Annotated in this window: 5 protein-coding genes; all 5 read right to left on the bottom strand. The window is 73.4% G+C overall.

Going from position 1 to position 10,112, the window contains the following annotated elements; all coding sequences use genetic code 11:
* Window positions 1-4 precede the first annotated feature (4 nt).
* The 5 genes from V7E45_RS34990 to V7E45_RS35010 all read right to left on the bottom strand — a co-directional run bounded on the left by V7E45_RS34990 (window position 5) and on the right by V7E45_RS35010 (window position 9,858).
* Window positions 5-1,621: an alpha/beta hydrolase gene (locus V7E45_RS34990; protein WP_333778289.1), complete on the bottom strand. Its 1,617-nt coding sequence runs from the start codon at window positions 1,619-1,621 to the stop codon at window positions 5-7.
* A gap of 96 nt (window positions 1,622-1,717) precedes the next feature.
* Complete coding sequence (locus V7E45_RS34995; RefSeq protein WP_333778290.1) at window positions 1,718-2,932, bottom strand: DNA polymerase III subunit delta'; 1,215 nt, start codon at window positions 2,930-2,932, stop codon at window positions 1,718-1,720.
* Between the two features lie 149 nt (window positions 2,933-3,081).
* A complete protein-coding gene (gene tmk / locus V7E45_RS35000; protein WP_333778291.1) occupies window positions 3,082-6,429 on the bottom strand; it encodes a dTMP kinase in 3,348 nt (1,115 codons plus the stop codon).
* 145 nt (window positions 6,430-6,574) lie between these two features.
* Entirely contained in the window at window positions 6,575-9,403 is a 2,829-nt protein-coding gene (gene topA / locus V7E45_RS35005; protein WP_333778292.1) for a type I DNA topoisomerase, read from the bottom strand.
* A 257-nt stretch (window positions 9,404-9,660) separates the two neighbouring features.
* Window positions 9,661-9,858, bottom strand: a complete 198-nt coding sequence (locus V7E45_RS35010) for a hypothetical protein (RefSeq protein ID WP_333778293.1) — start codon at window positions 9,856-9,858, stop codon at window positions 9,661-9,663.
* Window positions 9,859-10,112: the final 254 nt, after the last annotated feature.

Raw genomic sequence — 10,112 nt, forward strand, 5'->3', positions numbered from 1 at the left:
GGGGTCAGGTGCAGCGCTTGCCGGCGGGCGGCGGGGTGCCGTGGAGCAGGTAGGTGTCGATCGCCGAGTCGATGCAGGAGCTGCCCCGGCCGTAGGCGGTGTGGCCGTCGCCGACGTAGGTCAGCAGGCGCCCGGAGGAGAGCTGGCGGGCGAGGGACTGGGCCCACGGGTAGGGAGTCGCCGGGTCGCGGGTGGTGCCGACGACCACGATGGGCGCGGCCCCCCTGGCCTCGATCCGGTGCGGCTTGCCGGTGGCGTGCACCGGCCAGTACGCGCAGTTCAGCGAGGCCCAGGCCAGGCCGTCACCGAAGACCGGGGACGCCTTCTCGAACTCCGGCAGCGCCTGCTTCACCTGCGCGGGGTTGGCGAAGGCGGACGGCAGGTCCAGGCAGTTCACGGCCGCGTTGGCCATCATCAGGTTGCTGTAGCCGCCCTTCGCGTCGCGTTCGTAGTAGCTGTCGGAGAGGGCGAGCAGCCCTGCGCCGTCGTTGTCCTTCATCGCCGAGGTCAGCGCCTCGCGCAGCTGCCCCCAGGCGGCCTGGTCGTACATCGCCGCGATCACCCCCGTGGTGGCCAGCGACTCGCCGAGCTTGCGCCCGCTCGCGTCACCCGCCGGGATGGGATGGGCGTCGAGCTTGCGGAAGAAGGCCCTGAGGTGGTCGCCGACCTGCGCGGGCGTGGTGCCCTTGCCGCCGAGCGGGCAGTCGGTCTGGCGTACGCAGTCCTTCGCGAACGCCTGGAACGCCGTCTCGAAGCCCGCCGTCTGGCCGAGGTTGAGCCGCCGGGCGTCGAGCGACGGGTCCATCGCCCCGTCCAGCACCAGGCGGCCCACCCGGTGCGGGAACAGGCCCGCGTACGTCGCGCCGAGGAAGGTGCCGTACGAGGCCCCCACGTAATTCAGCCTGGGGTCGCCGAGCACCGCGCGCAGGATGTCCATGTCCCGCGCCGCCTCGACGGTGGACACGTGCCGCAGCAGCCGCGCCGAGTGCGCACCGCAGCTCTCCGCGAACTTCTTGTACTGCCCGATCAGCGCGTCCGTCTCCCGCTGGTCGTCGGGCGTGGTGTCGGTCGCGGTGTACGTGTCCATCTGGCGGCCGGTGAGGCATTCGACCGGCTCGCTGCGGGCGACGCCCCGCGGGTCCATCGCGACCATGTCGTAGCGGGCGCGGATCTCGGCGGGGTAGCCGACCCCGGCGTACTGCTGGAGGTAGCCGATCGCCGAACCGCCGGGGCCGCCCGGGTTGACCAGCAGCGATCCGATCGGCTTCGCCTTGCCGGTGGCGTTCTTGCGGGCGACGGCGAGCCGGATGTCGCCCGCGCCGGGCTTGTCGTAGTCCAGCGGTGCCTTCATCGTGGCGCACTGGAAGCCGGAGACTCCGCAGTCGTGCCACTGCAGGTGCTGGTGGTAGTACGACGACAGCGCCGTCGGCGTGGCGCTCGGCAGCGCGGCCAGCGCCGCCTCGGCCGCACCGCGGGCCGACGTGCTCGGACCACCGGCGGAGCAGGCGGACACGAGCAGCGCGGCGGCGGCGATCAGGGCGCCCATGGCGCGCGGCGCCGCCCGGTGGCGGCCGCGGGTCCGTGGGCGGCGGGTCCGGCGAGGGGAAGGCCAGGTCTGCATCAGGCGAGCGTAACGCTGTGCGACGGAACAGGTGCGGTGCGTGCGGGCCGACGCCTCGTACGGGGGACGCGGTCCGTCAACCACCGTACGCCCGGCTCACCCCGCCCGCAGGGCCATCGTCATCGCCTCCACCGCCAGCAGCGGCGCCACATTGCGGTCCAGGGCCTCGCGGCAGGCGGCGATCGCCTCGATGCGGCGGAGCGTGGACTCCGGCGTGCTGCCCCGGGCCAGCCGGTCCAGGGCGGCCGCGGAGTCGGCGGTGTCGGCGTTGGCGATCGCCACACGCGAGCCGAGCTGGAGAGCGAGGACGTCGCGGTAGAAACCGGTGAGGTCACCGAGGGCGACGTCCAGGCTGTCGCGCTGGGTGCGGGTCCGGCGGCGCTTCTGCATGTCCTCCAGGTCCTTCATCACCCCCGCCGTGCCGCGCGGCAGCCGGCCGCCCTGGACCGCGCCCAGCGCCGTCTTCAGCTCCTCGGCCTCCTTGCCGTCCATCTCCTCGGCGAGCTGCTTGGCGTCCTCGGCGGCCGCGTCGACCAGCTCCTGCGCCGCCCGGAGGCAGGCACCCACCTCGTCCAGGCGCAGCGGGAGTCTCAGCACGGCGGCGCGGCGTTCGCGGGCCGCCGGGTCGGTGGCCAGGCGGCGGGCCCGGTCCACGTGCCCCTGGGTGGCGCGCGCGGCGGCCGCCGCCACCTCGGGTTCGATGCCGTCGCGCCGTACGAGCATGTCGGCGACCGCGGCCACGGAGGGCGTGCTCAGGTTCAGGTGGCGGCAGCGGGAGCGGATCGTGGGCAGGACGTCCTCGATGGAGGGCGCGCACAGCAGCCAGACCGTGCGCGGCGCCGGTTCCTCGACGGCCTTGAGGACGGCGTTGGCCGACTTCTCGTTCAGCCGCTCGGCGTCCTCGACCAGGATGATCTGCCAGCGACCGTTCGCGGGCGCGGTGAACGACTTGCGGACGGTGTCCCGCATGTCCTTGACCAGGATCTCCGCGCCCACGGCGGCGACCGTGGAGACGTCCGCGTGGGTGCCGAGCAGCGCGGTGTGGCAGCCGTCGCAGAAGCCGCAGCCGGGGGAACCGCCGAGGGCGCGGTCGGGGCTCACACACTGCAGGGCCGCGGCGAAGGCCCGGGCCGTCTGGTGACGGCCCGCCCCGGGCGGGCCCGTGAACAGCCAGGCGTGGGTCATCTTCGACGCCTCGGGCGGCGGCTCGGCCGCCGCGGCGGCCGTGACCAGGGCGTCGGCGTCCCGCGCGGCTGCGTCGAGCACCGCGCTCACCTTCTCCTGCCCGACGAGGTCGTCCCACACGGTCATGGGTCACGCCGCCCTTCCGTCACGTTCCGCGTTCCGGGATCCATTGTGCGGGTGGGCACCGACAACGAGGGCGGCGCCCGCCGGTTCCCCCGAAGGGCCCGGTGGGCGCCGCCCTGCCGTTGTCCAGGTGTGCGCGTTCAGGTGTGCGTTCAGCCGCGGCGGCCGCGTCCCCGGCCCCGGCGGCCCTGGTCCTCACCGGGGTCCCCCTGCTCCCGGCGATCCGGGAACTCCCGCTCGTCGTAGGACCCCAGCAGTTCGTCCGCCAGGCTGGGCAGGTCGTCCAGCGGGGTCTCCTCGGCCCAGTCGGGGCGGGGCCTGCGGCGGGGCGTGCCGTCGGCGTCCAGCTGGGGCATCTCGCGCGTACGGCCCTCGGAGCCGTCGGGTCCCGCCGCGGGCCGCTCATCCCTGAAGAAGCCGGGCGGCACCCGGTGGCCCGCGTCGGCGTCCCGTACGGGCGGCAGCACGGCGGTCTCGTCGCCCGCGCCCGGCGGCACCGGCGGCAGGACGGCCGTCTCGTCGGCTGAGACGGGTGGCAGCACGGCGGTCTCGTCCGCCGCGCCCGGCGGCACCGGAGGCAGGACGGCCGTCTCGTCCGCCGCGCCGGGGGCGGGCGGCTGGGGCAGCTCGGCCGTCACCTCGGAGTCGCGGCCGGACCGGGACGAACCCGTGCCGTCCGCCCGGTCCTCACGCACCGGACGCAGCACGGCGGTCTCCTCGTTCCCGGGGGACACGACCGGCGTCGGCACCGTCTCGTCCACGCCCGGCGCGACCGCCGGGGCGGGCCGGGCAGCCGCGCCGGCGCTCAGGCCCGGCGCCTTGGGCCGCGGAGTGCTGGGCCGGCGGGCCGCCTCGTCGGCCGCCGCCGCGGCCGCGGCCGCCTGCCGGCGGGCCTCCTCGGCGCGCAGCAGGGCTTCCTCGGCCTTGCGCTGCTTCTCCAGGCGCCGCGCCTCCTCCTCGGCGCGCAGCCGGGCCTGCCGTGCCTCTTCCTCGGCCCGCAGCCGGGCCTCTTCCTCGGCCTGCTTGCGCCGCCGCTCCTCGTCGGCCTTGCGGCGGGCCTCCTCCTCGGCCCGCGCCTGCTCCTCGGCGAACAGCCGCTGTCGCTCCTCCTCGGCGCGCCGGCGTGCTTCCTCCGCCCGCAGCCGGGCCTCCTCCGCCTGCCGTTCGGCCTCGCGGCGCTGCGCCTCCTCCAGCTCGCGGCGCTTGCGCTCCTCCTCCTCGGCGCGCAGCTTGGCGAGCTGCTCCTGGCGCTCACGCTCCAGGCGCTCCTCCTCCGCCTTGCGCGCGGCCTCCTCCTCCGCCTTGCGGCGGGCCTCCTCCTCGGCCTTCCTGCGCGCCTCCTCCTGAGCCTTGATCTCGGCCTCGGAGAGCGGCAGCACGGTGTCGAGGCGGTGCCGGATGACGGTGGTGACGGCCTCGGGCTCCTGCCCGGCGTCCACCACCAGGTAGCGGCCCGGATCGGAGGCGGCGAGGGTGAGGAAACCGGCCCGTACGCGCGCGTGGAACTCGGCCGGCTCCGACTCCAGCCGGTCCGGCGCCTCGGTGAACCGCTCGCGCGCGGCCTCCGGGGAAACGTCGAGCAGGACGGTCAGGTGCGGGACGAGCCCGTGGGTCGCCCAGCGGTTGATGCGGGCGATCTCGGTCGGGGACAGGTCACGGCCCGCGCCCTGGTAGGCCACGGAGGAGTCGATGTACCGGTCGGAGATGACGACCGCGCCGCGCTCCAGGGCGGGGCGTACGACGGTGTCGACGTGCTCGGCCCGGTCGGCCGCGTACAGCAGCGCCTCCGCGCGGTGCGACAGGCCCGCCGAGGACACGTCCAGCAGGATCGAGCGCAGCCGCTTGCCCACGGGGGTGGCTCCCGGCTCGCGGGTGAGCACGACCTCGTGGCCCTTGGCGCGGATCCAGTCGGCGAGCGCCTCGGCCTGGGTGGACTTGCCGGCTCCGTCCCCGCCCTCCAGGGCGATGAAGAAACCGTTCGTCGCCGGGACCGCGTCCGGGTCGTCGCCGCCGAGCAGCGCGTCCCTGAGGTCCTGCCGCAGCGGGATGCCCGAGCGGTCGTCGACCTTGGCGAGCACCAGCGCGGCCACCGGCAGCAGCAGCGCGCCGACCAGCATCAGCGTGAAGGAGGCGCCGCCGTGCGCGAAGACGAAGCGGCCGTTCTCCATCCGGTGCCGGCCGATCAGTCCGGCGACCACGGGGGCGATCACGGTGCCCAGCGCTATGAAGACCCGCACCACCGCGTGCAGGTGCTCGGTGACCCGAGCCCGGCGGTACTCCTCGGTCTCCTGGTCGAGCAGGGCGTGCCCGGTGTTGGCGGCCACGCCCGCGGCGATGCCGGCCAGCGTGACGATCAGCAGGACGGTGGTGACGTCCGGGACGAGACCGGCGGCGAGCAGGGCGATGCCGGTGAAGGCGATCGCGAGGGCGAGCAGCCGGCGGCGGGAGAGCGAGGGCAGCACCGAGGGCGCCGTACGGATGCCGACGGCGACCCCGCCGGTCAGGCCGAGGACCAGCAGGCCGTAGAGGACCGGGCCGCCGCCCAGGTCGGTGGCGTGCAGCACGCACACCGCGACCGCGGCGGCGATGGCTCCGGCGACGGCGGCGCAGGCCGGGACGAGCAGCGGGATCGCGCCGGTACGGCCCTTGTCGACGCCGGTGCCGGTGCGGGGGCGGCGCAGGCCCTCCAGCGGGGACCGCGGGCGCGGGGTGCTCCGGCCGGGCAGCTCCAGCGCCGTGAGCACGGACAGGGACGCGGCGAACAGTCCCGCCGCCACGTACGCGGCGAGGGCCGCGTGGTGCTGGTCGAACCAGACGATGCCGGCGGCGAGCAGGTTGTTGAGCAGTGCGGCCACGACGAGCGCGGCGGCCGCCAGCGGGACGGCCAGGAAGCCGGTGCGCAGCGACAGGCGGCGCAGGGCGTCCAGGTGGTCAGGCAGCGGTCGTACCGTGGCGCCCTCCAGGGGCGGGGCCGGCAGCAGGGCCGGAGCCGCGCTCTCCCGGCACACCGTCCACAGCCGTTCGGCGACGCCGACGACGAACACGGTGACCAGCAGGATCGCGAGCGCGTTGGCCCGGCTCCAGTCGATCCACAGGGGCGCGATGATCAGCAGCGCGGCCCGCAGGCCGTCGGCGCCGACCATGGTCCAGCGGCGGTCGAGCGGGCCCTCGGGGGCGGTGAGCGTGGTCAGCGGGCCCAGGAGGACCGCGCCGAAGAGCAGGGTGGCGAGGACGCGCGCGGCGAAGACCGTCGCCACTGCGAACGCCACGCCCCGGTAGCCGCCGCCGAAGGAACCCTCGGCGACGGCGGCCTGGAGGACGAGGAGGACCAGGACGAGGAGCGCGAGGGCGTCACCGACGCCGCTCACGAGCTGTGCGCTCCACAGGCGCCTCAACTCCGGTCGGCGCAGCAGGGAACGGACTGCGCGTTCGCGGGAGTCCGCGACCAGGGCGTCGTCCGGTGCTGCGGTGGGGGCCGTTGGCTGCTCGGCTCGCGTCATGCGTTCAGCCTATCCGCAGGATCCGACACCACACCCAGGCCACCCGGACGTCCGCGCGCCCCGACACCGAAGTGATGCCGGGGCGTTCGTTCGCGAAGCCGGGTGCGGGCCGTCCGGCGGTCCGACGGGGCGGTCCGACGGGGTGTCAGTCCTCGGTGCCGGAGGCCGTGGCCTTCGAAGCCGTCGCCTTCTTGGCGGTGGTCTTCTTGGCCGTGGTCTTCTTCGCCGCGGTGGTCTTCTTGGCCGCCGTCTTCTTGGCGGCGGTCTTCTTCGCCGGAGCGGCCTTCTTGGCCGGGGCCTTCTTCGCCGTCTTCTTGGCGGGCCCCTTCGCCCGCTTCTCGGCGAGCAGCTCGAAGCCGCGCTCCGGTGTGATCGCTTCCACACTGTCGTCCGAGCGCAGGGTGGCGTTGGTCTCGCCGTCGGTGACGTACGGGCCGAAGCGGCCGTCCTTGACCACGACCGGCTTGCCGGAGACCGGGTCCTCGCCGAGTTCCTTCAGCGGCGGCTTGGCGGCGGCACGGCCACGCTGCTTCGGCTGGGCGTAGATCGCCTGTGCCTCCTCCAGCGTGATCGTGAAGAGCTGGTCCTCGGCCTGGAGCGAGCGCGAGTCCGTGCCCTTCTTCAGGTACGGGCCGTAGCGGCCGTTCTGGGCGGTGATCTCCACCCCGTCGGCGTCGGTGCCGACGACACGCGGCAGCGACATCAGCTTCAGCGCGTCGTCGAGGGTCACCGTGTCCAGCGCCATGGACTTGAAGAGGGAGGCGGTGCGCGGCTTGACCGCGTTCTTGCCGGTCTTCGGGGTGCCCTCGGGGAGGATCTCGGTGACGTACGGGCCGTAGCGGCCGTCCTTGGCGACGATCTGGTGGCCGGTGGCCGGGTCGGCGCCCAGCTCGAAGTCGCCGCTGGGCTTGGCCAGCAGCTCCTCGGCCAGCTCGACGTTCAGCTCGTCGGGCGCCAGGTCGTCCGGGATGTCGGCGCGCTGGTGCTGCTCGGTGTCCTTCTCGCCGCGCTCGATGTAGGGGCCGTAGCGGCCGACACGGAGCACGATGTCGTTGCCCACCGGGAACGAGGACACCTCACGCGCGTCGATCGCGCCCAGGTCGGTCACCAGCTCCTTGAGGCCACCGAGGTGGTCCCCGTCGCCGTTGCCGGCGTCCGCCGCGGCGCCGGCGACGTTGCCCTCGCCGAAGTAGAAGCGCTTCAGCCACGGCACGGCCTGCGCCTCGCCGCGTGCGATGCGGTCGAGGTCGTCCTCCATCCTGGCCGTGAAGTCGTAGTCGACGAGCCGCCCGAAGTGCTTCTCCAGGAGGTTGACCACGGCGAAGGACAGGAAGGACGGCACCAGGGCCGTGCCCTTCTTGAAGACGTAGCCGCGGTCGAGGATCGTGCCGATGATCGACGCGTACGTCGACGGGCGGCCGATCTCGCGCTCTTCCAGCTCCTTGACCAGGGAGGCCTCGGTGTAGCGGGCCGGGGGCTTGGTGGCGTGGCCGTCGACCGTGATCTCCTCGGCGGACAGCGCGTCGCCCTCGGTGACCTGAGGCAGCCGGCGCTCGCGGTCGTCCAGCTCGGCGTTCGGGTCGTCGGCGCCCTCGACGTAGGCCTTCAGGAAGCCGTGGAAGGTGATCGTCTTGCCGGACGCGCTGAACTCGACGTCCCGGCCGTCGGCGGCGGTGCCACCGATCTTCACGGTGACGGAGTTGCCCGTCGCGTCCTTCATCTGGGAGGCGACGGTCCGCTTCCAGATCAGCTCGTAGAGCTTGAACTGGTCGCCGGTCAGACCGGTCTCCGCCGGGGTGCGGAAACGATCACCCGAGGGGCGGATCGCCTCGTGCGCCTCCTGGGCGTTCTTGACCTTCCCGGCGTACGTGCGCGGCTGGGGCGGCAGGTAGTCGGCCCCGTACAGCTGCGTGACCTGGGCGCGGGCGGCCGCGATCGCGGTCTCGCTCAGCGTCGTGGAGTCCGTACGCATGTACGTGATGTAGCCGTTCTCGTACAGCTTCTGGGCCACCTGCATGGTGGCCTTCGCGCCGAAGCCGAGCTTGCGGCTGGCCTCCTGCTGCAGCGTCGTCGTACGGAACGGGGCGTACGGCGAGCGGCGGTACGGCTTGGACTCGACCGAGCGCACGGAGAAGCGGGTGTTCTCCAGGGCGGCGGCGAGGGCGCGGGCGTTCGCCTCGTCGAGGTGGAGGGTGTTCGCGCTCTTGATCTGGCCGAGGGAGTCGAAGTCGCGGCCCTGGGCGACGCGCCGGCCGTCGACCGTCTGCAGGCGGGCGACGAGGGACGACGGGTCGCTCGGGTCACCGGCCCGGCCGGTGCCGAAGGTGCCGGTCAGGTCCCAGTACTCGGCGGAACGGAAGGCGATGCGCTCGCGTTCCCGCTCGACGACGAGCCGGGTCGCCACGGACTGGACACGGCCGGCCGACAGGCGCGGCATGACCTTCTTCCACAGGACCGGCGAGACCTCGTAGCCGTAGAGGCGGTCGAGGATGCGGCGGGTCTCCTGGGCGTCGACCAGCTTCTGGTTGAGCTGGCGCGGGTTGGCGACGGCCTCGCGGATCGCGTCCTTGGTGATCTCGTGGAAGACCATCCGCTTGACGGGGATCTTCGGCTTGAGGACCTCCTGGAGGTGCCAGGCGATCGCCTCGCCCTCCCGGTCCTCATCGGTAGCGAGGAAAAGCTCGTCGGAGTCCTTCAGCAGGTCCTTGAGCTTCTTGACCTGCGCCTTCTTGTCGGCGTTGACCACATAGATCGGCTGGAAGTCATGTTCGACGTCCACACCGAGGCGGCGGACCTCACCGGTGTACTTGTCGGGCACCTCGGCGGCGCCGTTCGGAAGGTCACGGATGTGCCCGACGCTCGCCTCGACTACGTAGCCGGGGCCGAGGTAGCCCTTGATCGTCTTCGCCTTGGCAGGCGACTCGACGATGACGAGTCGGCGGCCGCCCTGTGCGGTCTCGCTGGTCGGGGACAACTTCGCTCTTCTCTCCGGTCGACGCTGTGGCCTCCCCAGGCCTTGGTCCCGGGGTCGCGGCGTGCTTCTGGCTCGTGTGACGCTGCGGAGTGTGACGCTACATCCCGCCCCCGTGTCAAACGGGAAAAGCCCACAACGGCCACTCGAACGGTAACCCGACTACCGGCATTCCTGCCGCCCGGAGTGGGCAGCGGTCCCGCGACCCCTGTCCGGAGCGTGACGCTCCAATTACCCGTACGGCACGACGGCCGCCGATGTCAGAGGCGGGTGAGACAGTACGCGCCGAGGCCGAGCGCGAGGACGCCGGCGGTGCCGGCGAGGGCCGTCGATGCGACCTGGTTCACACCGAGGGCGACCGGTTCGCCGCGCCGGACCCGAGTGCCGGTCCACACCAGCAGAGCCCCTCCGAACAGGGCGAACACCACTCCCGCGAAGATCGCCGGCCCACTCTCCATGGTCCCGCCCGCCCCTTCACCGCCACCGCCCGAACCCAGCGCGGGGAGAGTGGCACGCACGGGAAACGGACGGGCGACATCAGGGTGAACGGGAGGTCGGCACATCACCGAACGGACACACGGACAGTGCCCGCTCGGCGCCTCACCACATTTTTCCAGCCGATCTGCCGACCCCGGCGCGCCCGGACTCGTGCCAGAGGCATACGACGACGCGTCGGACGCGGTTACGGGGGGGCCTGGGAGGGGGGCAGGGG

Origin of the sequence: Streptomyces sp. IBSBF 3136, assembly GCF_036815105.1 — a bacterium.
Taxonomy (GTDB): domain Bacteria; phylum Actinomycetota; class Actinomycetes; order Streptomycetales; family Streptomycetaceae; genus Streptomyces.